General features: G+C 43.4%; 24 protein-coding genes and 1 riboswitch. Of the genes, 9 read left to right on the forward strand and 15 right to left on the reverse strand.

Annotated features, from left to right (window positions below):
* Positions 1–204: 204 nt before the first annotated feature.
* A complete protein-coding gene (locus I2D56_RS09745; RefSeq protein WP_229050146.1) occupies positions 205–786 on the reverse strand; it encodes a hypothetical protein in 582 nt (193 codons plus the stop codon).
* A 30-nt stretch (positions 787–816) separates the two neighbouring features.
* The gene (locus tag I2D56_RS00575) at positions 817–1,701 is read right to left on the reverse strand and encodes a hypothetical protein (protein WP_229050147.1); all 885 of its coding nucleotides are present in this window, start codon (positions 1,699–1,701) and stop codon (positions 817–819) included.
* A 175-nt stretch (positions 1,702–1,876) separates the two neighbouring features.
* On the opposite strand from I2D56_RS00575, the gene pepF reads away from it, so the two are divergent.
* Positions 1,877–3,667 (forward strand): oligoendopeptidase F, encoded by a 1,791-nt coding sequence (gene pepF, locus I2D56_RS00580; RefSeq protein ID WP_195347739.1) that lies wholly within the window; start codon positions 1,877–1,879, stop codon positions 3,665–3,667.
* Positions 3,668–3,708: 41 nt separating this feature from the next.
* On the opposite strand, the gene I2D56_RS00585 is transcribed toward pepF, so the two are convergent.
* Entirely contained in the window at positions 3,709–4,098 is a 390-nt protein-coding gene (locus I2D56_RS00585; protein ID WP_070465139.1) for a nuclear transport factor 2 family protein, read from the reverse strand.
* 148 nt (positions 4,099–4,246) lie between these two features.
* Between I2D56_RS00585 and I2D56_RS00590 the strand changes: the two genes are divergently transcribed.
* Together I2D56_RS00590 and I2D56_RS00595 are read left to right on the forward strand one after the other, a co-directional pair.
* Positions 4,247–4,579 carry a winged helix-turn-helix transcriptional regulator gene (locus I2D56_RS00590; RefSeq protein WP_006595586.1) on the forward strand — a complete coding sequence of 111 codons (333 nt, stop codon included), beginning with the start codon at positions 4,247–4,249 and terminating at the stop codon, positions 4,577–4,579.
* 11 nt (positions 4,580–4,590) lie between these two features.
* Positions 4,591–5,382 (forward strand): DUF2785 domain-containing protein, encoded by a 792-nt coding sequence (locus tag I2D56_RS00595; protein WP_195347740.1) that lies wholly within the window; start codon positions 4,591–4,593, stop codon positions 5,380–5,382.
* Between the two features lie 160 nt (positions 5,383–5,542).
* Here I2D56_RS00595 and trxA read toward each other — a convergent pair whose 3' ends face one another.
* The 5 genes from trxA to I2D56_RS00620 all read right to left on the reverse strand — a co-directional run bounded on the left by trxA (position 5,543) and on the right by I2D56_RS00620 (position 10,051).
* On the reverse strand, positions 5,543–5,857 hold the full coding sequence (trxA, locus tag I2D56_RS00600) for a thioredoxin (protein WP_195347741.1): 315 nt from the start codon (positions 5,855–5,857) through the stop codon (positions 5,543–5,545).
* Between the two features lie 12 nt (positions 5,858–5,869).
* Positions 5,870–6,094, reverse strand: coding sequence for a DUF4649 family protein (locus I2D56_RS00605; protein ID WP_195347742.1), 225 nt, complete (start codon positions 6,092–6,094; stop codon positions 5,870–5,872).
* 243 nt (positions 6,095–6,337) lie between these two features.
* Positions 6,338–6,607 carry a 30S ribosomal protein S15 gene (rpsO, locus tag I2D56_RS00610; RefSeq protein WP_004193424.1) on the reverse strand — a complete coding sequence of 90 codons (270 nt, stop codon included), beginning with the start codon at positions 6,605–6,607 and terminating at the stop codon, positions 6,338–6,340.
* A 392-nt stretch (positions 6,608–6,999) separates the two neighbouring features.
* Positions 7,000–9,102, reverse strand: coding sequence for a Cna B-type domain-containing protein (locus I2D56_RS00615; RefSeq protein ID WP_195347743.1), 2,103 nt, complete (start codon positions 9,100–9,102; stop codon positions 7,000–7,002).
* Positions 9,103–9,322: 220 nt separating this feature from the next.
* On the reverse strand, positions 9,323–10,051 hold the full coding sequence (locus tag I2D56_RS00620) for a pseudouridine synthase (protein ID WP_195347744.1): 729 nt from the start codon (positions 10,049–10,051) through the stop codon (positions 9,323–9,325).
* 171 nt (positions 10,052–10,222) lie between these two features.
* Here I2D56_RS00620 and def point away from each other — a divergent pair, with 171 nt between their 5' ends.
* Entirely contained in the window at positions 10,223–10,837 is a 615-nt protein-coding gene (def, locus tag I2D56_RS00625) for a peptide deformylase (protein WP_006595579.1), read from the forward strand.
* A gap of 268 nt (positions 10,838–11,105) precedes the next feature.
* On the opposite strand, the gene I2D56_RS00630 is transcribed toward def, so the two are convergent.
* Complete coding sequence (locus I2D56_RS00630; protein WP_195347745.1) at positions 11,106–11,957, reverse strand: mechanosensitive ion channel family protein; 852 nt, start codon at positions 11,955–11,957, stop codon at positions 11,106–11,108.
* A 149-nt stretch (positions 11,958–12,106) separates the two neighbouring features.
* Between I2D56_RS00630 and sstT the strand changes: the two genes are divergently transcribed.
* The gene (gene sstT / locus I2D56_RS00635) at positions 12,107–13,324 is read left to right on the forward strand and encodes a serine/threonine transporter SstT (RefSeq protein ID WP_195347746.1); all 1,218 of its coding nucleotides are present in this window, start codon (positions 12,107–12,109) and stop codon (positions 13,322–13,324) included.
* Positions 13,325–13,504: 180 nt separating this feature from the next.
* Here sstT and I2D56_RS00640 read toward each other — a convergent pair whose 3' ends face one another.
* From I2D56_RS00640 to zapA, 5 genes are all read right to left on the reverse strand, one after another.
* Complete coding sequence (locus tag I2D56_RS00640) at positions 13,505–14,845, reverse strand: alanine/glycine:cation symporter family protein (protein ID WP_061564401.1); 1,341 nt, start codon at positions 14,843–14,845, stop codon at positions 13,505–13,507.
* Positions 14,846–15,001: 156 nt separating this feature from the next.
* A riboswitch (glycine riboswitch) is annotated at positions 15,002–15,092 on the reverse strand.
* A gap of 136 nt (positions 15,093–15,228) precedes the next feature.
* Complete coding sequence (locus I2D56_RS00645; RefSeq protein ID WP_195347747.1) at positions 15,229–16,647, reverse strand: C69 family dipeptidase; 1,419 nt, start codon at positions 16,645–16,647, stop codon at positions 15,229–15,231.
* 80 nt (positions 16,648–16,727) lie between these two features.
* Positions 16,728–19,064, reverse strand: coding sequence for an endonuclease MutS2 (locus I2D56_RS00650; RefSeq protein ID WP_195347748.1), 2,337 nt, complete (start codon positions 19,062–19,064; stop codon positions 16,728–16,730).
* A gap of 95 nt (positions 19,065–19,159) precedes the next feature.
* Positions 19,160–19,714 (reverse strand): CvpA family protein, encoded by a 555-nt coding sequence (locus tag I2D56_RS00655; protein WP_023024428.1) that lies wholly within the window; start codon positions 19,712–19,714, stop codon positions 19,160–19,162.
* 10 nt (positions 19,715–19,724) lie between these two features.
* Positions 19,725–20,015, reverse strand: a complete 291-nt coding sequence (zapA, locus tag I2D56_RS00660; protein ID WP_023024429.1) for a cell division protein ZapA — start codon at positions 20,013–20,015, stop codon at positions 19,725–19,727.
* A gap of 151 nt (positions 20,016–20,166) precedes the next feature.
* Here zapA and I2D56_RS00665 point away from each other — a divergent pair, with 151 nt between their 5' ends.
* The 4 genes from I2D56_RS00665 (at position 20,167) to I2D56_RS00680 (ending at position 24,763) form a co-directional block, all read left to right on the forward strand.
* Complete coding sequence (locus tag I2D56_RS00665; protein WP_195347749.1) at positions 20,167–20,646, forward strand: glutathione peroxidase; 480 nt, start codon at positions 20,167–20,169, stop codon at positions 20,644–20,646.
* 55 nt (positions 20,647–20,701) lie between these two features.
* Entirely contained in the window at positions 20,702–21,592 is an 891-nt protein-coding gene (rnhC, locus tag I2D56_RS00670; protein ID WP_195347750.1) for a ribonuclease HIII, read from the forward strand.
* A gap of 3 nt (positions 21,593–21,595) precedes the next feature.
* Complete coding sequence (gene lepB / locus I2D56_RS00675) at positions 21,596–22,234, forward strand: signal peptidase I (protein ID WP_195347751.1); 639 nt, start codon at positions 21,596–21,598, stop codon at positions 22,232–22,234.
* Positions 22,235–22,327: 93 nt separating this feature from the next.
* Complete coding sequence (locus I2D56_RS00680) at positions 22,328–24,763, forward strand: ATP-dependent RecD-like DNA helicase (protein ID WP_195347752.1); 2,436 nt, start codon at positions 22,328–22,330, stop codon at positions 24,761–24,763.
* Positions 24,764–24,791: 28 nt separating this feature from the next.
* Here I2D56_RS00680 and dinB read toward each other — a convergent pair whose 3' ends face one another.
* Positions 24,792–25,904, reverse strand: coding sequence for a DNA polymerase IV (gene dinB, locus I2D56_RS00685; protein ID WP_195347753.1), 1,113 nt, complete (start codon positions 25,902–25,904; stop codon positions 24,792–24,794).
* Between the last annotated feature and the right edge of the window lie 61 nt (positions 25,905–25,965).

Below are 25,965 nucleotides of genomic sequence, written 5' to 3' on the forward strand. Positions count from 1 at the left end.
CAAGATACTAAGGCCTTAAACCGCTTAACGAAATATGGATTTCAACAGCCTTTCTGTATGTTATATCCTCATCTTTGTATCCAAGCACGTATAACCTTTATTTTACCATATTCAAGCCCAAAAGAAAAAGGCTTTAAAAGCCTTTTTCGAGGAATATTTGATTTCCGCTTATTTTAAAATTCTAGAGCTAGATATAGGTACCGTCTATTTTCCATTCCACACATTTTCTTTACTAACGACATAGAATCGCGTTTTATGTTCTCCACCTGAATATTCTTTCTTACTCCGCTTCAACACATAGCGCTCAAAAGGTTGAGAAGATGTCTTAACTCTAGTTGTTACTGTAACAGTATCATTCTCAACGACCCACTCATCTGCTGAAGGAATAACAACCTCTGGGCCAGCACCTCCACGTCCACCTGGAATGAATTCAAAAAACTTCTTATCTTTCGAAGAGTATATCCAGCCTTGTTTTCTTTCTTTCGCAAGTTGAATTAATTGATCTGTCGTCATAGATTGAATGGATTCTGATGTTTCTTGAGCTTCCAATTTTTTAATGACATCTGCAAGTTGATAGGTACCTGGAGTATAAGTATTGAAATAATCTAAGAACATCCCCTCTGTATAAGAATAGATACCACTATGATCATTTGATAAGTCTAATATAAAGGTTGGTTTGACCAATCTAGAATACATTAGAGCATACCCGTTCTCTACTACCGAGTGGATATCCTCTTGATCTTCCGCACTCAATCCTTTAACAGTGGATACATTTTCCCCTTCCACTTTCGTCGTAAATTCAAGCGCGATCCAACCTTAGCCAGATTGGAGCTTGCCCCAGGTATAACCGTCAGCTGAAACTGTCTCTGTGATCGTATAAACACCTTGTGGGATCATTCCTACTTCCTCTCCCTTGATCGATGCTTCTTTACGAATCCGAAGATCTGAGACTCCTACACGGACTTGAAAACTACTTGTTTGCTGCTCTGAGTTACTTGCTTGACTCGTCGCCTTCTTACCGGTCTCTAGTTCTTTCCATTCAAATTTTGCTTGATCCAATTCTTTTGCTGTAATCCCTAAGGCTTGTTCTGGCTTCTGGCCGTCCCCATTTTTTATTTGGATCTGATTGACAGTCTCAACCTTTCCTTTTTGGAATTTGTAATGGATCAAATCTACCTCTGGTCGAAGAGACGAAAAGCTAGCATAAATGACCGAGCCATCCTCAAAAATTTGGAAACCTGAACGTGAGCCACCAGAGGAAGCCACAAAAGCTGTATGTAATAATTCTGGTTTCTGACCTTTTAGATAATAAATCGCTGAGACTGTTTGGCCGTTTCCAATCAAGAGCTCATCCCGTCCATCCTTATCCAAATCCATATAAAAATAGGAAAGGTTAGGTTTACTCCCCAGAGTTTGAAGATACATGGCATAGACATACTCATCAGATTGAGAATCTATTTCTTTTAGTTTAGTCGCTAGACCTGCACTATCACCTGCCTCGATAGCCCTAGAGTAAGCCTGATAACGTTCAAGAACTGTTTGATAGTACTCATGCCCAGACGATGTCTTCTTGGAACTTTTTCCATCTGCTACTTCACTCTGAACTGTAGAAGGTTGCGTCCTAGGACGTCGCTTAGGCCCACATGCCACAAGAGTTAACAAGGTCATCGCTGTCAAGCTAACTTTATAGATTTTTTTCATCATATACTCCCTAAAACTTTCTCCATTTTATTATACCAAAAGAAGGTAAAAATGCTAGAAAATCCTTGTTTTCTTATTGAATCAGTCAGGCTTTGATAAGATCCCCCATTCGCCTATCATTCTGCCCTCTTTTCTGCTATACTAAGTATAGCCAATTGATCAAAAGGAGAACACTATGGAATTAAAAAAACGTTCTGAATTTCCTGAGAACGAACTCTGGGACCTCACAGCCCTCTATCAAGACCAGGAAGACTTCTTGCGTGCCATCGAAAAGACTCGCGAGGAAATTAATGAATTCGTCCGTAACTACAAGGGCAAGCTCCACACTTTTGAAGACTTTGAAGCTGCCTTTGCCATCTTTGAACAAATTCAGATCCAACTCAGCCACATTGGTAACTACAGCTTTATGCCCCAAACGACGGACTTTGGCGATGAAGCTTTTGCAGAAATTGCCCAAGCGGGGATGGATTTCGAAACTTGGGCCAGCGTCGAACTCTCTTTTTTTGATGATGCCTTAGTCGAAGCGGATGAAGAAGTCCTTGAACGTCTCGGACAATTGCCTCACCTCACTTCTGCTATTCGCCAAGCCAAGATCAAAAAAGCTCACTACTTGGGAGCTGACGTGGAAAAGACTTTGACCAATCTCGGTGAAGTCTTCTACGGACCGCAAGACATCTATACCAAGATGCGGGCAGGTGACTTTGAAATGGCTGATTTTGAAGTAGATGGAAAAGTTTACAAGAATAGCTTTGTCACCTATGAAAACTTCTACCAAAACCATGAGAATGCAGAAGTCCGTGAAAAAGCCTTTCGTTCCTTCTCAGAAGGTCTCCGCAAGCACCAAAACACGGCTGCTGCTACCTATCTAGCCCAAGTCAAATCTGAAAAACTAATCGCAGATATGCGAGGCTACGACTCTGTCTTTGACTATCTCTTGGCTGAGCAGGAAGTGGATCGTGCCATGTTTGACCGTCAGATTGACCTGATCATGAAGGACTTCGCTCCAGTCGCTCAAAAATTCCTCAAACACGTGACCAAGGTCAACGGCCTTGAAAAAATGACCTTTGCTGATTGGAAGTTGGACTTGGACAGTGCGCTCAACCCTGATGTGACCATTGATGACGCTTATGACTTGGTCATGAAATCTGTGACACCTCTTGGCGAAGAATATTCTCGCGAAATTGCCCGCTACCAAACCGAACGTTGGGTCGACTTTGCGGCCAATGAAGGCAAGGATTCAGGTGGATATGCAGCTGACCCTTATCGCGTCCATCCTTATGTCCTGATGAGTTGGACAGGACGAATGAGCGATGTTTATACCCTGATCCACGAGATTGGACACTCTGGTCAATTCATCTTCTCAGATAACAACCAAAGCTACTTCAACGCCCACATGTCGACCTACTATGTAGAAGCTCCTTCTACCTTTAACGAGCTCCTCCTCAGCGACTATTTGGAACACCAGTTTGACGACCCTCGTCAAAAACGCTTTGCCCTAGCTCACCGCTTGACAGATACCTACTTCCACAACTTCATCACCCACTTGCTGGAAGCGGCTTTCCAACGCAAGGTCTACACCCTGATTGAAGAAGGTGGAACCTTCGGCGCTAGCAAGCTCAACAGCATCATGAAGGAAGTCTTGACCGAATTCTGGGGAGACGCTGTTGAAATCGATGACAATGCAGCTCTAACATGGATGCGCCAAAGCCACTACTACATGGGACTATACAGCTACACCTACTCAGCTGGCCTAGTTATCTCAACCGCTGGTTACCTGCATCTGAAGAACTCCGAAAACGGAGCCAAAGATTGGCTAGACCTTCTCAAATCAGGTGGTAGCAAGACACCACTGGAGTCAGCCATGATTATCGGAGCAGATATTTCAACAGACAAACCACTTCGGGATACGATTCAGTTCTTGTCTGATACGGTTGATCAGATTATCGCCTACAGTGCTGAGTTATGAGTATAAGCAAAAACAGATTGGAGTTTTCCAATCTGTTTTGCTTATCCCCAAAAGCTATCTTCTTCAGCTTGATCTGAAGAGAACAGCCAAACTTCTTTGATTTTCCCGTCTTCAATACGGAAGAGATCAATCCCGTTCATATTGAGTTCAGTACCATCAGCCCGTGTTCCAAGAAAAGTAACATTAGCTGCGACAAAATCCTTATTATCAGAAACCCAATTTGTTATCACCTTAAAGGTTCCATTAGTTTTCTCAGCAAATGTAGCTAGGTGAGATCCTAGTTGGTCCTTACCAACAACTGTACCAGATATACTATGAGTACCAGGTTGATGCCAGACAATATCGTCTGCCATCGTTTCAAAGACACCAGGAAAATCACCAGCAATTAAAGCTTGGTTATAAGTATTGAAAATTTCTAAGTTTGTTGACATATCTATTCTCCATTTCTTTTTTATGATATAATTTTAACAGTTACAATCGAAAAAACAAGTAGACACTTTTTCGATAGCTGGTATCAAAAGTAGTACTATTGTTGATACTAAAAGATAAATTTTTTTAAAAATAGAAAGAAGATATTTTATGCCAAATAAAGTGAGTGAGTATGGTATTTGTCCATTTGCGACAACGCAGAGGGTTTTAACAGGGAAATGGGCACTGGTAATCATTTATCAGTTGAGTACGGGTACTAAACGATTTAAAGAATTGCAAAGATTATTGCCTGGGATTACTCAAACTATTTTGACACGTCATCTCCGTCAATTAGAAAAGGATAAGATTATTCAACGAAAGGTCTATGCGGAAGTTCCCCCACGAGTTGAGTACAGCTTAACCGAAATAGGGCAGGAATTCAAAGTTGTCTTAGATGCTGTGGAGAACTGGGGTCTGGATTATATCAAGTTGCTAAAAATGTAGAGGTTTTGACCATGTATCAAGAATTACTTAGAAAAATAACAGAAGAAAAACCAAGCTATCGTCAAGAAGAAATCCAGTGGTTGCTAGAACATTTGGGAGATCCCTCGCCCGAAATTCGCGATGATCTCGTTTTTACCAGCTTGGCTAGAGGGATTCAAGAAGAACTGTTTACACAGGAACAATTTCATTTCATTGCTGAGACGATTTTGTCCGATAAAGGAGTAGAAAAAGAGATTGATAAGATTGGGTTATCAACACTTGAGCGTTCTTTTAGAGCACTTATCTATGCCAATCTCTTGACTGCAGATGCCAACCAACATTCGATTTTTCATAAGGGATTAAAAGCTGAAATTCGCAATGTCATTTTAAATCAAGGTTTACATTATCTTTTAAAAGAAAAGGATACAACAGGTTTTTCCAGCCAGTATGGCTGGGTTCACGCTGTTGCGCATGGAGCTGATCTTTTGACAGAAGTAGTTTGTCATCCAGACTTTCCTAATGACAAAGTTCATGAAGGATTGAACATACTTGGCCAAGTCTTTAGAAGAATTTCAATTCGTTTTACCGATGATGAGGATTGGCGTTTAGCTAGAGTGCTCTATGAACCTATTTTGCAAGGAAAAATCGAGCAAGAACAAGTAGCTTCTTGGATAAAGACGCTTGACTTTCCAATAGAAGAAAGGGAAGATTTTTATAAATTTTCCAACCTTAGATCCTGTCTGTTAGAAGTCTATATTCAACTTGACCAAAGAAACTTTTTACAAGATGAGTTAAAAGTGGCCATTCAATCTTTTCAATACTAACTGTTGATAGTGAAAGTTAAACTCTCCAAAATATTCTAAGTCACTTTTCGTGAAAAGATTATTGAAGATAAAAGAGCCTTGCTCCTCATATAAAAGGACAGGGCTCTTTCTTTGGATATAAAAAAGCACTCCTATTTTACCAATGGAAGTGCTTAGGATATTAACTCAATTCAGCCATAATAGCCTTGATTTGTTCTGCAGTGTGAACACCAGCAACCTGTTTAACCACTTGTCCATCTTTTTTGAAAAGAAGAGTAGGGATAGACATAATGCCGAAAGCACGCGCTGTATTTGGATTTTCGTCAACGTCCATTTTAACAATTTTCAAGACATCTTCTGAAAGTTCTTCAGACAATTTGTCCAAGATTGGACCTTGCATACGACATGGACCACACCAGGTCGCCCAGAAGTCTACCAAGACCAATCCTTCTTTCGTTTCTGCTTCAAATGTTGCGTCTGTAATTGCTTTTGCCATTGTTTTTCTCCTTTAGTTTTTGTATTGTTCCAGGTCTTGCTTCATCAAATAGAAGAAGACATCTCCGTAAGTTCCATGGTAATCGAGTTCGTGCCCATTATAGGTCAATTTTTGTACGGGATAGTAATCCGCTACACCTATCAAGCAGGTCTGTTGGGAGCGTTCAAATTCTTCATAGGAATCAAAATGCATGACTCTTTCTTGTTTTGCACCATCTAGATATGTAATATCAATCATATCGATAACCTCTATTTCTTAAGATGTATCCATTGTAACTCTGTTCGTTACATCTGTCAAACAAAACGACTTACTCAGAATAATGAATCTTGTCCGAAAAAAAGCAATAAAAAAGCCCTCTGAATTCAGAAGGCTCCATTCTTGCTGGATAAAACGTTTCTAGACAAGGCGCCGAGCCGAAGATTGTACTGATGGTACATCGAGGCGAAGTCAACGAAGTATAGAAACGTTTTAGACGCAAGATTAACGACGAAGTCCAAGAGAGTTGATCAACTCACGGTAACGGTTAACGTCGTTCTTACGAAGGTAAGCCAACAAGTTACGACGGCGACCGATTTTCTTCATCAAACCACGGTAAGTAGCGTGGTCTTTTTTGTGTTGTTTGATATGGTCGTTCAAGTGGTTGATTTCCCAAGTAAGGACAGCAACTTGAACCTCTACTGAACCAGTGTCACCTTCGTGACGTGCGTATTGTGCAATGATTTCATTTTTTTTCTCTTTTGAGATTGCCATGATAAGCTCCTTTTCTTTATGCTCTATCCGAGTGGCAGGTTTGGCATAGCCTGCTACCAAGAAAGAGTTAGTTGTCTATTCGACCTATTCATTCTACCAAGATTTCATCTTTCTGTCAAACACTTATGCTCCCTTAAAAAGACATTAATATGAATCTTTTGAATCATGTATTCTAGAAGTCCTTTAACAGAAAAAAGAAGCTGGGACAAAAGCCCTAGCCTCTCAATTGTCTCTGGATTATCGAGCAAGACGCAGTGGTTGAGTGGGCTCTACTACGCTGATTTCATCAGCTTTTACAGCCCTACTCAACTGTGCGGAGGTGGGACGACGAAATCGAATTCTAACGAATTACCGATTTCTGTCCCACTCTCAATTTATTTCCATTGTAGTTGTTAGTCAGCTTTCCGTTTACCACTTAAGAGCATCGCTGCACCAACAAGAGCTAACAGAGCACTTGCTCCGAACAAGCCATAAGAAGTAGCTTCACCAGTTGATGGAAGAATTTTTCTCTTTCCTTCTGTTGGTGTGGTTGGAGTTTCTGGTTTCTCTGATGTGCTTGGTGTGGTTGTCGATGGAGTCGTAGATGGTGTTGTTGATGGTGGTGGCGGTGTAGTCGTAGACGGTGGAGTTGGAGGCGTACCTGGTGGGGTTGTCGGTGGTGTATGACGGTTGGTTACCGTGAAACCATCGATAGTAGCGGTATACCCCGCTACTGGATCCTCTGTAATCGTGTAGGCAATCTTCTTGCCTTCCTTGTATACTGGTAGTTCCGTAAAGCTTGTCTGCCAATTGTCAGTAGCAGTGATTTCTTTTACGGCCACTTCTTGACCATCTGCAAGCAGACGGACTGTTACCTTCTCTGGTCGAAGGCCATCTTTATTTTCCTTATCATCCCAGACTTTCTTGACAACTACTTCTGTCACTTCTGGTGTACGGCTATTAATAATATTCGTTCCTTCAACAGCTGCTTCATATCCTGCAACTGGTTCTTCTGAAACTGTGTAGGCAATGAGATTACCAGCATCGTCAACAACATCAAGATTGTCAAACTGATAGAGCCAATTTCCTTCTGCATCTGGCTTCACTTCTTTAGAAGCTACTTTGACACCATTTGCTAAGAGATTAACGGTGATGGCTGATGGGCGTTTTCCATCTTTGTTGTCCTCGTCATTCCAGGTTTTTTGACCAGAAACGCTAGTTTTTTCTTTTTGGTTAATGACATCACGGGAAATTGCAATCTCATTTCCAAAATCTTCCAGACTGAGTTTGATAGGCTCTTGAGAAATCACATACCCTTTTGGAGCTTGAGTCTCTTGAATAGTATAAGCACGCTTGGTCAAACCAGTAATGGTTCCTGTGCCGTTCTCATCTGTGGTGAACGATCCGACTTGCTCACCAGTTTCATCTGCTGTCACAGTAAAGACAGCACCTGCAAGAGCTTGACCATTTTCTCCTTTTTTATGAATGGTGAATGAATATTTCTCACCATTGAAGTCTCCTTCAAGGAATTGATATAGAATATCTGCTTCTTTATGTTGCTCTTTGACTTCTGTGGCAGTCATCGTTGCATTGTTTTTATATTCTGTGTTGATGGCTGGAACCTTATCCAAATACACATCATAACGAATGGTCATCCCTTGCTCAGGAGCTAGATCCCCGATATGAACGGTTAGTGAACGACCGTCCTCACTGACAACCGGAGAATAATTCTTGGTCACATTTGTGGTATCCCGTAAATGATAGGCACCATCTTCGTCACTGATTTTCCAAGTTCCTGTATGAATGTTAACAGAATCTACCTTGATTTTTCCATCTGTAAAGGCCAATTGGTCCTTAATATCAATATTATGGAGGGCAGTGTGACCTTGGTTGATGTTCAAGGTATAAGTCAATTTCAATTTATCGCCTGAGTTGGTCCAGCCCCATTTGCTAAAGACCTCTGGAGTGGGAGGATACTCACCTGGATTGACTCCTTTATATTCAACCTTTCCACCTGAAATGACTGTTTTATCAACTGAAAGTGTAAAATCAAGTGTTGTATTTCCCTTAATCACGGAGTGGTCCACACGAGCAAAGAAACGCAATTTCCCTGTTACATTGGCCATTTTTTCAGGATAGTCTGTATAGGTCACCGTGATGATTTTTCGTTGATCATCTACTGTCGCAGTTGCAACTTTTTGACCACTTGGATCCAATAGGTCTATGGTATCTGTTTCAAAAACCTTAAAACCATCTCCAAGTTGGATAACTGTCTGATCGCCTGCTTTTACACGACCGTTCGGTAAAACAAAGTTTGCTTCAACATTAAAACTTTCCCAAACACCGAGTGGTTCTGTTAAGTCACCGCCAGTCGATTTAGAGATGTTCACTGAGCTTACAACATCATTAATCGTATCAGCATGTACTTTAGTAAGCCCATTGGGTTTAGCAAATCCTAAAGCTGCTAATAAAAACAAGGCAACTGTTGTCACAACAGCATAGAGCCACTTTTTCATAAACGATTTTTCTCCTTTTTTACGTTTACTAGATAAGTCCAAGCAGGAATGAAGACCATTACCTATTACAGATTTTTACAAAACCTATCTTTTCTCATTATAATTGATTTGCTTTGATAGTACAAGCAATTTTATATATTTTTTGTCCGTAACATCCATTTTTTTGACACAAATAAAAAACTAACTCCCTGTTTCCTCAGGTTGCTAGCTTTCCGTTTGTTTATAATGGAATTCCAAAGATCTCTAAAGATGCCAATTCAGAAGGCTGGAGCCTACGCCACTCCCCCAATTCGAGACTAGGATCCAAGCTCAATGGCCCCATGGAAATCCGCTCGAGATCGGTGACTTCTTTGCCACAAGCTGCGACCATGCGCTTGACCTGGTGGAATTTGCCTTCAGCGATGCGAATCTGAACCAAGCAACTATTAGCTTCTTGATAGACCTCCAACATTTCCAACTCCGCTGGCAATGTGGTGAAATCCTTCAATTCTATTCCTTCTTTGAAGCGGACGACATCTTCCTGGGTCATGATGCCAGCTACTTGGGCACGGTAGACCTTGTCCACATGTTTCTTAGGCGATAGCATGGCATGAGCCAACTTACCATTATTGGTCAAGAGGAGTAAGCCATGGGTATCGATATCTAGCCGTCCAACTGGAAAGACTTCCTTGTGTCTGGCCGTGTCATCTAACAAATCTAAGACTGTTTGATGGTGGTCATCTTCCGTTGCTGAAATGACCCCTTTGGGTTTATTGAGCAGATAGTAAACAAACTCTTCATGGAATAAACTTTCTCCCAGATAGGTCACTCGATCCTTATCTGGATCAATATGGACCTTGGCAGAGGTTTCCACCTTTCCATTGACCTGAATCTTTTTTTGCTTGAGGACTTGCTTGACTTCTGTCCGACTTCCCACTCCACAGTCCACTAAATATTTATCTAGACGCATGCTTGTCTCCTTCATTCTTCTTATCATTATACCATGAACCGGACTAGGATTCTTTCCTTTTCTAGTTTACAGTCCGTCTGGTCCATTAGCACCCATCAATCAATTGGCAAACTTTCATTCTAAAAGGATTTATGATATGATGGTTTCTAGAAAAAAGGAGTGAATGAGAACATGTCTGCAATCGAAACCATTACAAAAGCTGCCCATCTAATTGATATGAATGATATTATCCGCGAAGGCCACCCAACTTTACGTGCTATCGCTGAAGAGGTCACTTTCCCACTGTCAGATCAAGAGATCATCCTAGGGGAAAAAATGATGCAGTTCTTGCACCATTCGCAGGATCCTGTCATGGCAGAAAAATTAGGCCTTCGAGGTGGAGTTGGACTCGCTGCCCCTCAGTTGGACATTTCTAAGCGCATCATTGCCGTTCTCGTCCCAAATCCAGAGGACGAAGAAGGAAATCCTCCAAAAGAAGCCTACTCCATCCAAGAAGTCATGTACAATCCTAAAATTGTCTCCCACTCAGTCCAAGATGCGGCTCTAGGAGATGGCGAAGGGTGTCTCTCTGTAGACCGCAACGTTCCTGGTTATGTGGTTCGCCACGCGCGTGTAACGGTAGACTACTATGACAAGACCGGAGAAAAGCACCGTATCAAACTCAAAGGTTACAACTCCATTGTGGTCCAACACGAAATCGACCACATCAATGGCGTTATGTTCTACGATCGGATCAATCCGAAGGATCCTTTCGCTGTCAAAGATGGTATGCTCATTTTAGAATAAGAAAAAAGTATTTTTAAAAACTTTCCTTAGGTGAGTACGGACGCCAGCGAACTTCTACGAAGTTCCATGACTAATTATTGAGCCTAAGGTCTCAATAATTCCGAGTGCTTGAAATCACTGTATTTCAAGCACTTTTTTTCACGGCGGAAAGTTTCATATCTACTTAAAAGATTCAAAGTAATAGAAATTATTTTTTAAGCATTATCTAGCTATTTTAAGTTGAAAAGTTTGTCTACATTCTAAAAAAAGACCCATGGGTCTTTTTTTGTTAGGGTGTGACAGAGAAAGTGGTTGGAATCTCGATGCCATTTTGTAAGAGGGCATCATGATATAGTTTGTAATAAAGATGGTAAATGGCCACTTGGCTTCCCGATTGGACCATCATGGCGACGCGGAAGGAATAACGGCCTGTTCCCTTTTCGATTTGAGGGCCTAAAATCGTTGGACCATCTAAGATTTCTGGATGCTTCTGGGCTTGCTCATCGTTGACCTGCTGGAAGATTTGATAGATCTTGTCTAGGTCAGTTTGAGCTGAAATTGGCATATCGATGAGGACGCGCTGGTTCCCCCGAGAGAGATTGCTGACAACCATAATATTGCGATTGGGTACATAATGCAAGGTCCCATCTGCGTCTCGCACCTGGGTCGTCCGAATGCCCACACTAGAGACGGTTCCAGCGATGGTAATCGGACCATTGGTCAAACGAACGGTATCTCCGACGTCTATCTGACGTTCCAGAAGAATAAAGAACCCATTGACCAAGTCTGATAGGAAGCCCTGTGCTCCTAACCCAATGGCAACTCCGGCAATTCCTGCACCTGCTAAGAGACTGGAGACTGGTAAGCCCAAGATAGAAAGAATCCAGTAGATCAGGATAAAATAGAGGCAGTAATTCAACAAACTCTCTACCAATCGCAAGATGGTATTCTTACGCGCTTCATCTTGGCCTACATAATTCAGAGACGGCTTCAAGATGCGTTTCACCAAACTATGGAGCAGTTTTTTTGCAAGAAAAAATAAAACAAATAAAATAGCTAACGAAATCAATTTTAAAACCAATTCATCCATGATCTTGGTCCAATCAAACTGACTGACATAGCGGGAAAAAATATTCTTCATACCTTCTATCAATCTCCTTCTCTTTTTCTAATGGTTTGATTATATCAGATTTTAGCCTTTAGAACCACTAACCTCCTCTTATACTCACCTTGATTTTCAAACTTATCTATCGTATAATGGACGGTAAACTTTCAATAAAGGAGGTCCTTATGGTCAAACGACTCATTCAAACTTGGAACAAAACCAACCTGATGAAGCGGATTGCAATCGGAATCTTCGTTGGAGCCCTTTTAGCTCTGTTGCTTCCTAAAGCATCTGCAATTGGTCTGTTAGGGGAAATCTTTGTAGGAGGCTTGCGGGCTATTGCTCCTCTTCTAGTCTTCGCCCTTGTCGCTAACGCCCTCTCCCAGCACCAAAAGGGAACCCAAACCAATATGAAATCAGTCATTGTCCTCTACCTCCTGGGAACTTTTGCGGCAGCCTTGGTAGCGGTCCTGGTGAACTATCTCTTTCCTATTACCATTTCTTTAACAGGAACTAGTGCTGAAGGAACTTCTCCCGATGGATTAGGGGAAGTCATCAGCAACCTTCTCTTAAAAATCGTGGACAATCCCCTCAATGCCCTTATTCAGGCTAATTATATCGGGATTCTATCCTGGGCTGTCGTCTTTGGTGTTGCTATGAGAGAAGCTAGTGAGCACAGCAAGGACCTCCTTCAAACCCTGGCAGATATCACTTCCAAGATTGTCGAATGGATCATTAACCTTGCGCCATTTGGGATTCTTGGCTTGGTCTATACAACGATTGCAGGACAAGGATTTGATGGACTTAAAAGCTATGGCCTCCTCTTACTTCTCTTGGTTGGCACCATGTTCTTCGTCGCTCTAGTCATCAACCCGATTTTTGTCTACATCATGATTCGCAAAAATCCTTATCCGCTCGTCTTCAAATGTCTACGAGTCAGTGGATTGACCGCCTTCTTTACTAGAAGCTCTGCTGCTAACATCCCTGTCAATATGAAGCTCTGTAAGGAACTGGGTCTCAATCCTGATACTTACTCGGTCTCTATCCCTCTAGGATCTACTATTAATATGGCCGGAGCTGCCGTTACCATTAATACCTTGACCCTAGCTGCTGTCAACACCTTAGGCATCCAGGTCGATTTTGGGACTGCCCTGGTCCTCAGTGTCGTAGCAGCTGTTTCAGCCTGTGGGGCTTCTGGAGTAGCCGGTGGCTCCCTCCTCTTGATTCCTGTCGCCTGCAGCCTCTTTGGTATCGACAATGATATTGCTATGCAAGTAGTCAGCGTGGGCTTCATTATTGGTGTCATCCAAGATTCTTGTGAAACAGCTCTCAATTCATCAACAGATGTCCTCTTTACAGCTATTTCTGAAATGAAAGATTGGCCCAAAGAAAAACGCTATTAAGTCAGAAGAGAGTGGGACAGAAATCGGTAATTCGTTAGAATTCGATTTCGTCGTCCCACCTCCGCACAGTTGAGTAGGGTTGTAAAAGCTGATGAAATCAGCGTAGTAGAGCCCACTCAACCACTGCGTCTTGCTCGATAATCCAAAAACAATTGTGAGGCTAGGACTTTTGTCCCAGCCTCATTTCTTTTTCTTAAAATATCGTTTGCTTTCCTTTATAACAATAGGCGATAAGGCTAACAAGGCGATGAGATTCGGCAAGGCCATCAGTCCATTCACAATATCAGCAATGATCCAGACCAACTCTAACTGAAGAAAGCCTCCTACTCCCACCATCAGGATAAACAGAAGACGGTAATAGGGAATGAGTTTGACACCCGCCAAAAATTCGACACAGCGTTCACCATAATAAGACCAACCCAAAATGGTCGTCGTCGCAAACAAGACCAAACAAAGAGTCAGAATGATCCCACCGATGTGGCCAAAGGTCGAGATAAAGACCTGTTGGGTCAAATCACTCCCAACTTGCCCCACTGTTGTCCACTGGCCAGATACTAAAATAGCTAGACCAGTTAGGCTACAAATAATTATGGTATCGATGAAGGTCCCGGTCATGGAAATCAAACCTTGTTCCACTGGCTCTTCCGTCTTCGCTGCAGCTGCTGCAATCGGTGCCGATCCCAGTCCTGACTCATTAGAGAACACTCCACGCGCCACCCCTTTTTGAATCGCCTCTTTCACCAAGGCTCCAGAAAAACCACCTATAGCCGCAGTTCCTGTAAAAGCACCTTGGAAAACTTGAGATAGAACGGTCGGCACTTGGTCCATATTCAAGACAATAATATAAACTGTCGCGAAGATATAGGCTGCAGCCATAAAAGGAACCACCTTTTCGGAAACCTTGGAAATCCAATGAATTCCCCCAAATATGACAGCCGAAACGATTCCTGCAATGACCAGACTAGCGACTTGAGGGGAAAGTTGAAAACTAGTCTTCAAAGCGCCCGTAATGGCATTCACCTGGGTCATGGTTCCAATCCCAAAGAGAGCCACCAAGACACCTGCCAGGGCAAAGAAGATGGCAAGGGGACGCCATTTTTCACCCATCCCATGGAGAATATAGTACATGGGCCCTCCTGAAATATGACCATTGTCATCCTTGGTTCGGTAGCGAATGGCCAACAAACCTTCTGCATACTTGGTCGCCATCCCAAAGAAGGCTGCCATCCACATCCAAAAGAGGGCACCTGGACCTCCTGTCTGAATAGCTGTCGCTACTCCGACAATATTTCCTGTCCCAACTGTCGCTGCCAAGGCTGTTGCCAAGGCTCCGAAGCTAGAGATATCCCCTTCTCCTTGATCTTCTGTAAAAATGAGCCGAAAAGCTTGGGGTAAACGAAAAACTTGCAACAAGCCCAAGCGGAAGCTCAGATAAATCCCAGTCCCCACCAAGAGGATCAAAAGGGGAGCTCCCCAGACCACATTATCTACTTGTTTAAAAAACGCCAACCAATTTGTCATCCTTATCTATTTCTCCTTTTATTATTTGTCTAGCTTTAGAAAGGGATAGCCATCCACTTCCTCCACATCATCTATCCAATCATCCAAGGAGAAAAAGAAAGAGCACATGTCAAAACATGTACTCTGGTGCTCCAAATAAAAACCAAAAAGGCTTCTATCTTTTGCTCTGTCCTTTTACCTGAGAGTTTGAGTAGAATGCTCTACCTTGCCCCTTCGGTGCCTTTACGGTCTCTCCAGAGTTCCGTCCATTTCACAGTCATAGGAAGGCCCTACTTCTGAAAAACTTCATCCGGTATGATGTTCAATTTGTTCTATTTTAGCATAATTTGAAAAACAGGTCAATATTTTCAGAAACCATCATGAAATAGCACAACTTAGCCCAACTAATCACTCAAAGAAAAATGGTTGGTCATCAGGTTGCTAGCATCCAACAAGACCTTATCCAATAAGCGATCCGTCGCTTCTTGAATCTGATCACTCATTTCCTGATTTTCTCTTTCAAAATCAACGGTTTGTCCTGCTGCCAAGGCTTGATCCACTCGTCCAATCCGGGCATGGCCAAGGGCCATAGTGCTTTCTTGGTAATCTTCTAAATCTCCAACATGATGACTATAGTGGGCATCTGCCAGACCAGCAATAATCCGATTGGTCCAATAGAAGGAATCTGTCGTCACTTTTTCTGTCGTGTTGGCAAAATAATCCGGTGTCGTATCGACCTGGGTAAAGAATGGAACCGCCGTATTGAAGGGCATAGACCCATAGCAAAGCCATTGAATGCCGGTTGTTTCTTGTGGACGATTTGGTCGCAATTGGAGAATAGCCGTCTGGCTAGTCCGGTTGATACCAATGGTGCGGAAGGTCCGACGACTATGAGTATCTCCTTCTGAACCATAGGGATCATAAGCTGAATCCTGATAGTGACTGCTAAGGACATATTTGACATCTTCAATCGTAATCTTGCGATAAGGTTTTTGGCACCAAGGAAGGAAGAAGGAACGAGGATCTTGCTCCACTTCTGGGTTGAGGAAACGTTGAATATCCCAAGCACGTGGTGTGTTGTAATGACGGTCCTTGTCTCGTTGGCTACCAAAAGCATAACGAGGGTTAAAGGACGAACCATCGAAATCCAAGACCAAGTGGTGACGTTCCACGAAATCTTTCAAGTCTGGATCACATAAAAACTCTTCCGGACGATCAAACTCAAAGCGATCACTTCCCAATTGATTGGGATTGATCACATAGGCATCGTCAGGTACACGGCGGGCCATCCAGTGATGACCTCCAATGGTTTCCAACCACCAGATTTCATTGACATCGCTGATAGCCACTCCATTAGACTCATAAGTCCCGTATTCCTCTAGGAGTTTCCCCAAGCGTAGTACGCCCTCGCGAGCAGTCTGGACATAAGGAAGAACTAAGGTCAGCATATCTTCCTCCCCAATGCCACTTTCCACCAGAGGATCCGCCCCCAAGACTCGGCTATTGGTCGTAATGGTCTCTGTCTCACTCATGGCTACATTGTAACGATTAATCCCCGCTTCTCCCCAGATACCATCTTTTGGAATGGCATCCGGAACTGCTGTGTAACGAACAGGATTGTCGGGCAGGTCTATCTCAAAACGAGATAAGACTGACCGATAATGACGGGGTTGATCCTCCGGTTGAACGACGATAAATTTCTTCGGGGTAAACACTCCATTTTGAGAGTCTTCCGTGCGAGCTACAATTGTTGAACCATCATAACTGGCATCTTTTCCGACTAGAATGGTGGTGCAAGAATCTGACGAACGATTAGGGGTCATAAGCTTTCCTACTTTCCGTTTAAACTGACTGTATTATAGCAAAAAGCGTGCCTGATGGAAAGGCACGACTGACTCTTTGCTTATTTAAAGGTCACAATTGTTGCTCCGCTTCCTCCTGCATTTTGAGGAGCGTATTCAAAGCTTTTCACATGCTTATTGCGACGAAGGTACTTGGTGACCCCTTCCCGGATGACCCCCGTTCCAATTCCGTGGATGATATCGACTTGGGCCATATTGTTGAGAAGGGCTTGGTCGATAAAGCTGTCTAATTCTTCCATAGCTTCCTCATATCGTTTGCCACGAAGGTCCAAGCGAGCCCGAGGCCCATTGGTATTGGAACGTTTGACCACGTGGACCTGACGTTTTTTCGGTTGAGAACTGTCCTTTTCAGCTTTCAGGAGATTAAATTCTTTTTCTTCCAAGGTCATTTTGATTAGTCCCACTTGGGCTTCCCAACGACCATCTTTGAGTTGCTTGGTAAGACTTCCTCTTTGCCCATAGCTGATCACCAAGATCTCATCTCCTACTTTTGGAGCACGGGCTTTTTTAGCCTGTTTCAAGACCTTGTTTTTCGATAGGTCGACCGTTTCTGGAGCCAATTTCTTCAACTGAGACTTGGCTTCAATAATTTCATGGGGCTTCAGTTGCGATTTGGCATGGAGACCTTGTAAGATCTGGTCGCTTTCTGCTAGAGCAAGATCTACAATTTCTTGCGCTTCTTTACGAGCCTTGTTGAGCTCTGTCTCCCGCTCTCGGGTCAATTCATTGTACAATTTCTTGAGGACGCGGTTGAATTTCAGGTTTTCCTGTTCGACATCTCGAATGGACTCGAGACGTTTGCGACTTTCCAGGGTCTGGGCTTCCAATTTTTCAATGATGCGGTTGACATCCCGATCCTGATTGGTCATTCCTTGTGCCTGATTCACAATCACTTCTGACAAGCCTAGGCGACGCGCGATTTCAAAGGCATTGGATCGCCCCGGAACCCCCTGCATAAAGCGATAAGTTGGTCGTAAGGTATCAGTATCAAATTCCATGCTGGCATTTTGGACACCAAGGGTTTCAATCCCATAGGCCTTAAGTTCTGGATAGTGGGTGGTCGCCATGGTCTTGATCCCTCGTAAACGGAGATCTTCTAGAATAGCGATGGCTAGCGAAGCTCCTTCCTGAGGATCTGTTCCGGCCCCCAACTCATCTAGCAAGACCAAGGATTCCTCATCGACCTGCTCTAAAATAGAGACAATATTGGTCATGTGACTGGAGAAGGTGGAAAGGCTTTGCTCAATCGACTGTTCATCCCCGATATCCGAGAAGATTTGCGTGAAGACTGCCACCTTACTCCCAGGCTCCGCTAGGATAGGCAGGCCTGACTGGGCCATTAATTGGGCTAGTCCCAAGGTCTTCAGCATGATGGTCTTCCCACCCGTATTAGGTCCTGTAATCACAATCTCTGTGAGGTCTTTTCCAAAGTGGACATCATTGGGGACAGCCTTCTCAATCAAGGGATGGCGAACCTGCAAGAGCTGAATTTCACCTTGATCTGACAAGGCTGGAATAGTTCCTTTTCGGTCTTGTAAAAAGCGATGTTTAGCACGAACGAGGTCAATATGACCGATTAGCCAAGCATTATTCCGGATTTCCCCCGCATGAGGCCGAAGAAGGTTTGAAATTTCTTCCAATATCCGAAGCATCTCAAAGCGTTCATCCGCCCGATGGTTAGCAATCTCTTCATTGAGATTGACGACCGCTCGAGGTTCGATATAGACGGTATTTCCACTAGCTGAAATATCATGCACCACACCGGCAATCCGATTACGGTAAGTGTTTTTAACCGGCAAAACATTTCGCCCATTTCTGCTAGCAATGATCTGATCAGCCAACATTTCTGACTTGGTCTTCAGCAATTCTTGGAGAATGTCTCTTACTTGGTGTTCATTCTCTTGAATACGCCGACGAATTTTGGCCAAGGTTTCACTGGCAAAGTTTTCAATAAATCCAGCCTCATTAATGGCATGTAGACTTCCCTGCAACTGTGGAAGATCGACTAGATTTTCAAAAATTCGATCCAGTTTTTCCAAGCGGACATTTTCTAATTCATCATAAAAATTTCGCAATTCATGGGTCACACGCAAGACTTTCTTCACCGCTAATAATTCATCAATATTAAGCGATGTTTCTAGTTCTAAACGTTTGGTCACTGGACGAATTTCTTGGATGGTGGGCACGCTAAAGTGCGGATGCTCCACAAATATCTGAGCCATATCCGCCATCTCAAGAAAGGCGGTTTCAATTGCTTCTTTTTTTGTAAGCGGGGCTAATTCCTGCAACTCTACTTCACCCTGCTCCGTTTGCAAATAGGGCTCTACTAAGTTTTTGACTTTTTGAAACTCTAAGGTTTCGAGAATTTTTTGATTCATGTTTCTCCACAACAGAAAAGGAGGCTGATTTTGGTCTGAGCCTCCCCTTCCTTTCTATAATATCTCTCATGAACTTTACACATGATGAGAAGTGATTACGCACCTAAGATTTTTACAACCCAAAGTTGTTTCAAGAGGCCTGCTGTAAGGGGGCTATACTGCACCATAAAACGAATGAGGAAACTTCCATGGAGTCGATCTTGAATGGCTGCCATAGGGATTGTTGATAAAATCGTGAATCCCATTTGCAGAACAAAGTAGCTCACCAGGACAGCTAATACACCACTGGCGATCTGAAACGGAAACTCCTCCCATTTTTCAGGCGTTGGAATCAAGGGAATAAAGAGTCCAATCACTCGACCAATCGCATAGACCAAAACAAACAAGATGAAATAAGCTAAACCAGCGTAAAAAACTTTGTCTAAGTGAAAGAGTTGGTCTGCACCATAAAAATAGGATTTTGAAGCTTGTGTTGCACTCGAAAATGGAATCCATAGACTAATGGTTTTTGCCAAGGACTGATAGCCTGAGCCTGCGACCAACATGGCCACAATCATGGTTAAAAAATAATATCCTTGAAGCAAAAATCCTCGTGAATACCCAATATAAAAACTCCAAGCTAGGATGAATAAAATCAGGATTGAAAACATGCAACTCCCCTTAATTAGATGATCTACCGACCAGGCCATCTAGGGCCTTGCGACGAAAATCTTCCAATTCTTTTTCCTTATCGTCAAACTCAATCTCACGACTCAATTGTGTTGATAAACTATTGATTGCTAGTAAAATAGCCAGGGTCTCATCATCAGCAGCTGGCATTTGTTCTTTAATCGCTTCATATTTTTCCTTCGCGACCCGTTCAACTTCTTCCATGAAGAGATTATCATGATTGGTTGTGAGAGTCAGCGATTTATTACCGAAAGTAAATTTGTATCTATTTAAGCTGGACATAAAAATCACCTCACGATATTATATCAAAATCTAGCCCGCTTGTCAGTAGGAAAATCCCCTTCCCATAGGAAATACTGGACACTAGGGCCACGGTTTAACTTTTTTCGACTCAAGCGTGATACAATAGAGAAAGTAGGAAAGGACGTGTAAAATGATTATCTATGATTTCACCATAATGGCCCAAGATGGGAGCCCCTTCTCCCTCGAAGCATACCGAGGCCAAGTGCTCCTCATCGTCAATACAGCAACTGGTTGCGGTCTGACGCCTCAATACCAGGGATTGCAAGAGCTCTATGAGCGCTACCATGACCAAGGATTTGAAATCCTTGACTTTCCATGCAATCAATTTATGGGCCAAGCGCCGGGTAGTGCGGAGGAGATAAATCAATTTTGTAGCCTCCATTACCAAACCAGCTTCCCACGCTTCGCAAAAATAAAAGTCAATGGGAAAGAAGCCAGCCCCCTCTACCAATGGTTAAAAGAACAAGCTAGTGGTCCCTTGGGCTCCCGCATTGAATGGAATTTCGCCAAATTCTTGATTGATCGCCAAGGCCAAGTCATCCACCGCTTCTCTTCAAAAACTGATCCTCAAGCAATTGAAGCAAGCCTAAAAGAAGTTCTTTCAGACTAAATTCGGCTGGTCTTTTTCTGGCCTTTCATCTAGCTTTTATGATACAATAAGGGCTATGGAAACAATTACATTGTCCCCTCAAAACGAGGACATCCAAGCATTTGTTTGTCAGCACCAAGACCACCTGGCACCTTCAAAAAATCCTTATGTCCGTTATTTTTTCAAGGCACCTGGTGCAACCATTTCGATTTACACATCAGGAAAGGTTGTCCTACAAGGTAGTCAGGCGACGCGCTATGCTGCCTTCTTCGGTTACCAACAAGATCCGATAGACCAAGCACTTGCCGGACAAGACTTCCCCTTAATCGGAACGGATGAAGTCGGAAATGGCTCTTACTTTGGAGGGCTTGCCGTCGTGGCTTCACTGGTCAGCCCGGAGCAACATGCCCACTTAAAAAGTCTAGGAGTTGGGGATTCTAAGACCTTAGATGATCGAAAAATTCGAGCTCTCGCACCAATCCTCAAAAAAGAAATCCCGCATCAGGCCTTACTGCTGACACCTAAAAAATACAATCAGGTCATCACTTCTGGCTACAATGCAGTTTCTGTCAAGGTTGCTCTTCACAATCAAGCCATTTTTTTGCTCTTGCAACAAGGGGCAAAAGCTCAAAAGATTGTAGTCGATGCCTTTACGACCAAGAAAAACTATGATCGCTATGTTCAAGCAGAAGCGAATCAGGTCCCACAAGTCGTCACCCTAGAAGAGAAGGCCGAAGGAAAATACTTGGCAGTAGCTGTGAGTTCCATTATTGCCCGTGACCTCTTCCTCCAAAATCTGGAAGATTTGAGTCAAGAACTCGGCTATACCCTTCCTAGTGGAGCTGGTACGCCCTCAGATAAGGTAGCTGCTCAACTATTACAGGCCTATGGCATTCAAGCCCTTGACTACAGTGCCAAACTTCATTTTAAAAATACAGAAAAAGCAAAAAAATTGATAGAAAGATAAAGCATGAAACGTTCAAAAAAATCAACTAATCCAGTCCGTTCTTTCCTGAAAGAATGGGCGCTCTTCGGCCTCATTATCGGAGGCATTATTCTCTCTCGTATTTATCTGTGGACGCCTGTCCGTGTCGATGGCCATTCTATGGATCCGACCTTGGCAGATAGTGAATACCTTCTCGTTATCAATAAACTGCCTATCGACCGTTTTGATATCGTAGTTGCTAGTGAAACAGAGAATGGAAAGACCAAAGAAATTGTCAAGCGGGTTATCGGTCTTCCAGGTGACACCATTCAATACGAGAACGATACCCTCTATATCAACGGAAAGAAGACAGATGAACCTTACTTGAAGGAATACATCAAGAAGTTTAAAGAAGATAAATTACAGTCCACCTACACTGGAAAAGGGTTTGAAGAAAATGGAGAGCTCTTCCGCCAAATGGCACAGATAGCCGAAGCTTTCACCGTTGATAAAGATGGAAGTGCGACCTTCACGAAAAAGCTCTTGGATGATGAGTATCTACTCCTTGGTGATGATCGAATCGTTTCAAAAGATAGCCGCCAGGTGGGGGCTTTCAAAAAGGAACAAATCAAAGGGGAAGCTGTCCTTCGCCTCTGGCCGCTCCTTCCATTCCAGACGTATTAACCCATGATGAGGTTGGGACTCTTGTTCCAATCTCTTTCAATATCTTCATGAGAGATAAGCTCTCTCAGACTTTTACTTAAAAGGAAACTCTGCATGGAATACTATTTCTCAGGAACCATTGAGCGGGTCATTTTTGAAAATCAAAGTAGTTTTTTCCGTATCTTATTGTTGGATATCAATGATACAGATGCAGAGGACTATGATGACTTTGAAATTATCGTTACTGGAACGATGGCAGATATCGTCGAAGGGGAAGATTATACCTTCTGGGGAGAGCTGGTCCATCATCCGAAATATGGCCAACAGTTGCAAATGAATCGCTATGAACGAGCCAAACCCACTAGCAAAGGCTTGGTGAAATACTTTTCTAGCGATCATTTTAAAGGGATCGGACTCAAAACGGCCCAAAAAATCGTGGATCTCTATGGTGAGGATACCATTGATAAAATTCTGCAAGCACCTGAAAAGCTAGCCTCTATCTCCGGACTTTCTAAAAAGAATCGCGAGGCCTTTGTCGAAAAACTACAGCTCAACTATGGTACGGAACGAGTCCTCGCCCAACTTGCTAACTATGGCATCCCTAATAAACTAGCCTTCCAAATCCAAGATTTCTACAAGGAAGAAACCTTGCAAATCGTCGAATCGGCTCCGTATCAACTGGTCGAAGATATTCAAGGAATGGGCTTTAAGATTGCTGACCAATTAGCAGAAGAATTAGGGATAGCCAGTGATGCACCTGAACGCTTCCGAGCTGGTCTTGTCCATAGTCTTTTAACCCTCTCCTTAGAAACAGGGGACACCTACGCTGAAGCCAAAGAATTGCTCCAGGCCACCATCCAACTCTTAGAAGCATCTCGTCCAGTTGAGCTTGATCCAGCCAGTGTTGCCCAAGAATTGGCTAGTCTCATCGAAGAAGACAAGGTGCAAAACATTGACACCAAGATTTTCAACAACAGCCTCTTCTTTGCAGAAGAAGGAATCCGAAGCCATATCGGTCGCCTGCTAGAAAAAGGAAGGCAAGAATCTTTCGACCCAGAAAAAATCGAACAAACGATTGATGACATTGAAGATGAACTCCACATTCACTACGATCCCATCCAACGGAAGGCTATCCAAGAAGCCATTCAGCAAAAGGTTTTTGTGCTAACAGGTGGACCGGGAACAGGGAAAACAACCGTTATCAATGGAATTATCGGAACCTATGCCCGCCTGCACCAATTGGACCTTCGAAAGAAATCTCAATTACCAATCCTCTTAGCTGCTCCAACCGGTCGAGCAGCCCGTCGAATGAGTGAACTGACTGGCCTTCCGAGCGCCACCATTCATCGTCACTTAGGAATGACGGGAGACGACGACACGAGTCACTTGGACGATTATCTTGATGCGGATTTTGTCATTGTCGATGAATTCTCTATGGTGGATACTTGGCTGGCCAATCAGCTTCTCAGCAACATCTCCTCCAATACTAAACTCTTAATCGTTGGTGATGCCGATCAGCTTCCTTCTGTGAGTCCTGGACAAGTCTTGTCCGATCTCCTACAGATCCCAAGCATCCCTCAAGTCAAACTGGAACATATCTTCCGTCAAAGTGAGGATTCGACCATCGTCACTCTAGCCAGTCAGATTCGCAAAGGCCAACTGCCTCCTGATTTCACAGAGAAAAAACCTGATCGTTCCTACTTTGAAGCGCCAAGTGAGCTCATCGCTCCCATGATTGAAAAAATCACCAGCGCTGCCCTTCGCAACGGCATCCCAGCCCGAGACATCCAGGTCCTCGCTCCGATGTATCGAGGTTCTGCAGGCATTGACCAGATTAACAGTCTCATGCAAGAGCTTCTCAATCCATTAGAAACGAATGCTCTATTCTTTCAATCACTAGACTGCCAGTATCGAAATGGTGACAAGGTCATCCACCTGGTCAATGATGCCGAAAGCAATGTCTTTAACGGAGATATTGGCTACATTACCGACCTCTTGCCAGCTAAGTATACCGAATCCAAGCAAGATGAACTGACCATCCAGTTTGACGGCAATGAATTGGTCTACCCCCGCAATGAATGGTACAAGATTCGCCTGGCCTATGCCATGAGTATCCATAAGTCTCAAGGGAGTGAATTCCCTGTTGTCATCCTTCCCTTGACCAATCAGAGTCGACGCATGCTCCAACGCAATCTGATCTACACGGCCATCACCCGTTCCAAAAGCAAGCTCATTCTCCTAGGAGAATACACCGCATTTGACTTTGCGACAAAGAATACTGGAACTGCTCGCAAAACCTATCTGATTGAGCGTTTTTCGGATGGAACCCCTCAAGGTAGAGACTCTTCCTTACAGAGTCCTGTCCATCTGGAAGAGCCTATTAAAAAAACTGAGCCCCAAAGGGAGCTCCTCTCAGTTGAAAACCGCTCTGACTCACCTGCTTCCCAAACTCCTCAACAAGGCTATCGATTAACAGAGGACAATTACTTGACTATTGATCCTATGATTGGCCTCACAGAGGAAGAAATTCAACAGTTCTTCAAAAACTAGCTAAAAATTCCCCGTAGGTCAAGTATACCTACGGGGTTTCTTCTATTAGAAATCCTTCATATGATTCCTGAGACTCGGAAGAAAAATTAGTGAGGGTCACCCCTAAGAGGCGAATACCTGAGGAATTACTCTCTAGGCTCTGGTAGAGCTCCTGGGCTACTCTCTGAATGACTTCAGGGTCTCTGGTTGCTTCCTCTAAACTTCGTCTCTTGGTCAAGGTCGTAAAATCGGCATAACGAATCTTGAGCACCAAGGTCTTACCAATTTTCTGATGCTTGGCCAAACTGTTCGCTACCTTTTCAGATAGGTTGGCTAATTCTTTTAGCACATCATCCTCGGCCACCAGCAATTTTCGGTAGGTGCGTTCCTTCCCAATGGACTTGCGAATACGATTGCTCTTGACAGGACTGTTATGGATCCCCCGAGCCTTTCGATAAAGATCAAAACCAAAGCGACCGAAGTGATCGATGAGAGTCATTTCCGGCACTTCTAAGAGATCTGCACCTGTATAAATTCCCAAATCATGAAGCCGCTCCACTGTCCGTTTTCCCACACCATGAAACTTAGCTACATCTAGCTGACTTAAAAAATCTTGAGCTTGCTCGGGTAAAATAACGGTTAGTCCTCGAGGCTTCTGGTAATCACTGGCAATTTTTGCAAGAAACTTATTGTAGGAAACTCCGGCAGAAGCAGTCAAATGCAATTCATTCCAAATATCATGCTGAATCAAGCGAGCTACCTTGACAGCAGACTGAAGACCAAGCTTATTGTTGGTCACATCCAGATAGGCTTCATCAATGCTCATGGGCTCAATCAGATCGGTGTAGCGTTTAAATATTTCTCTGACTTGGAGACCAACAGCCTGGTACTTCTCGTAGTTGCCAGGGATGAACACTGCCTGAGGACACCGTTCATAGGCCTCTTTGGAACTCATAGCCGAATGGACCCCGTATTTTCTGGCTTCGTAATTGCAAGTCGATACCACTCCTCTTCCACCAGACAAACGGGGATCATGACCAATGATGACAGGCTTTCCCTTCAATTCTGGATGGTCGCGCTCTTCAACGGACGCAAAAAAGGCATCCATATCGATATGAATGATCTTACGACTCGTATCATTTACTAAAGGAAATATGAGCATGGGCAACCTCCTCTTTCATTATATCCCTATCACCGATTTTTTCCTACTAATTTTCACTTTC

It is taken from the genome of Streptococcus australis (assembly GCF_015553625.1).
GTDB lineage: Bacteria > Bacillota > Bacilli > Lactobacillales > Streptococcaceae > Streptococcus > Streptococcus australis_B.

Bases quoted from the DNA above. Each gene is read 5' to 3' on its own strand.
- I2D56_RS00575 (WP_229050147.1), bottom strand. From the start codon at position 1,701: ATGAAAAAAATCTATAAAGTTAGCTTGACAGCGATGACCTTGTTAACT.
- pepF (WP_195347739.1), top strand. From the start codon at position 1,877: ATGGAATTAAAAAAACGTTCTGAATTTCCTGAGAACGAACTCTGGGAC.
- I2D56_RS00585 (WP_070465139.1), bottom strand. From the start codon at position 4,098: ATGTCAACAAACTTAGAAATTTTCAATACTTATAACCAAGCTTTAATT.
- I2D56_RS00590 (WP_006595586.1), top strand. From the start codon at position 4,247: ATGCCAAATAAAGTGAGTGAGTATGGTATTTGTCCATTTGCGACAACG.
- I2D56_RS00595 (WP_195347740.1), top strand. From the start codon at position 4,591: ATGTATCAAGAATTACTTAGAAAAATAACAGAAGAAAAACCAAGCTAT.
- trxA (WP_195347741.1), bottom strand. From the start codon at position 5,857: ATGGCAAAAGCAATTACAGACGCAACATTTGAAGCAGAAACGAAAGAA.
- I2D56_RS00605 (WP_195347742.1), bottom strand. From the start codon at position 6,094: ATGATTGATATTACATATCTAGATGGTGCAAAACAAGAAAGAGTCATG.
- rpsO (WP_004193424.1), bottom strand. From the start codon at position 6,607: ATGGCAATCTCAAAAGAGAAAAAAAATGAAATCATTGCACAATACGCA.
- I2D56_RS00615 (WP_195347743.1), bottom strand. From the start codon at position 9,102: ATGAAAAAGTGGCTCTATGCTGTTGTGACAACAGTTGCCTTGTTTTTA.
- I2D56_RS00620 (WP_195347744.1), bottom strand. From the start codon at position 10,051: ATGCGTCTAGATAAATATTTAGTGGACTGTGGAGTGGGAAGTCGGACA.
- def (WP_006595579.1), top strand. From the start codon at position 10,223: ATGTCTGCAATCGAAACCATTACAAAAGCTGCCCATCTAATTGATATG.
- I2D56_RS00630 (WP_195347745.1), bottom strand. From the start codon at position 11,957: ATGAAGAATATTTTTTCCCGCTATGTCAGTCAGTTTGATTGGACCAAG.
- sstT (WP_195347746.1), top strand. From the start codon at position 12,107: ATGGTCAAACGACTCATTCAAACTTGGAACAAAACCAACCTGATGAAG.
- I2D56_RS00640 (WP_061564401.1), bottom strand. From the start codon at position 14,845: ATGACAAATTGGTTGGCGTTTTTTAAACAAGTAGATAATGTGGTCTGG.
- I2D56_RS00645 (WP_195347747.1), bottom strand. From the start codon at position 16,647: ATGACCCCTAATCGTTCGTCAGATTCTTGCACCACCATTCTAGTCGGA.
- I2D56_RS00650 (WP_195347748.1), bottom strand. From the start codon at position 19,064: ATGAATCAAAAAATTCTCGAAACCTTAGAGTTTCAAAAAGTCAAAAAC.
- I2D56_RS00655 (WP_023024428.1), bottom strand. From the start codon at position 19,714: ATGTTTTCAATCCTGATTTTATTCATCCTAGCTTGGAGTTTTTATATT.
- zapA (WP_023024429.1), bottom strand. From the start codon at position 20,015: ATGTCCAGCTTAAATAGATACAAATTTACTTTCGGTAATAAATCGCTG.
- I2D56_RS00665 (WP_195347749.1), top strand. From the start codon at position 20,167: ATGATTATCTATGATTTCACCATAATGGCCCAAGATGGGAGCCCCTTC.
- rnhC (WP_195347750.1), top strand. From the start codon at position 20,702: ATGGAAACAATTACATTGTCCCCTCAAAACGAGGACATCCAAGCATTT.
- lepB (WP_195347751.1), top strand. From the start codon at position 21,596: ATGAAACGTTCAAAAAAATCAACTAATCCAGTCCGTTCTTTCCTGAAA.
- I2D56_RS00680 (WP_195347752.1), top strand. From the start codon at position 22,328: ATGGAATACTATTTCTCAGGAACCATTGAGCGGGTCATTTTTGAAAAT.
- dinB (WP_195347753.1), bottom strand. From the start codon at position 25,904: ATGCTCATATTTCCTTTAGTAAATGATACGAGTCGTAAGATCATTCAT.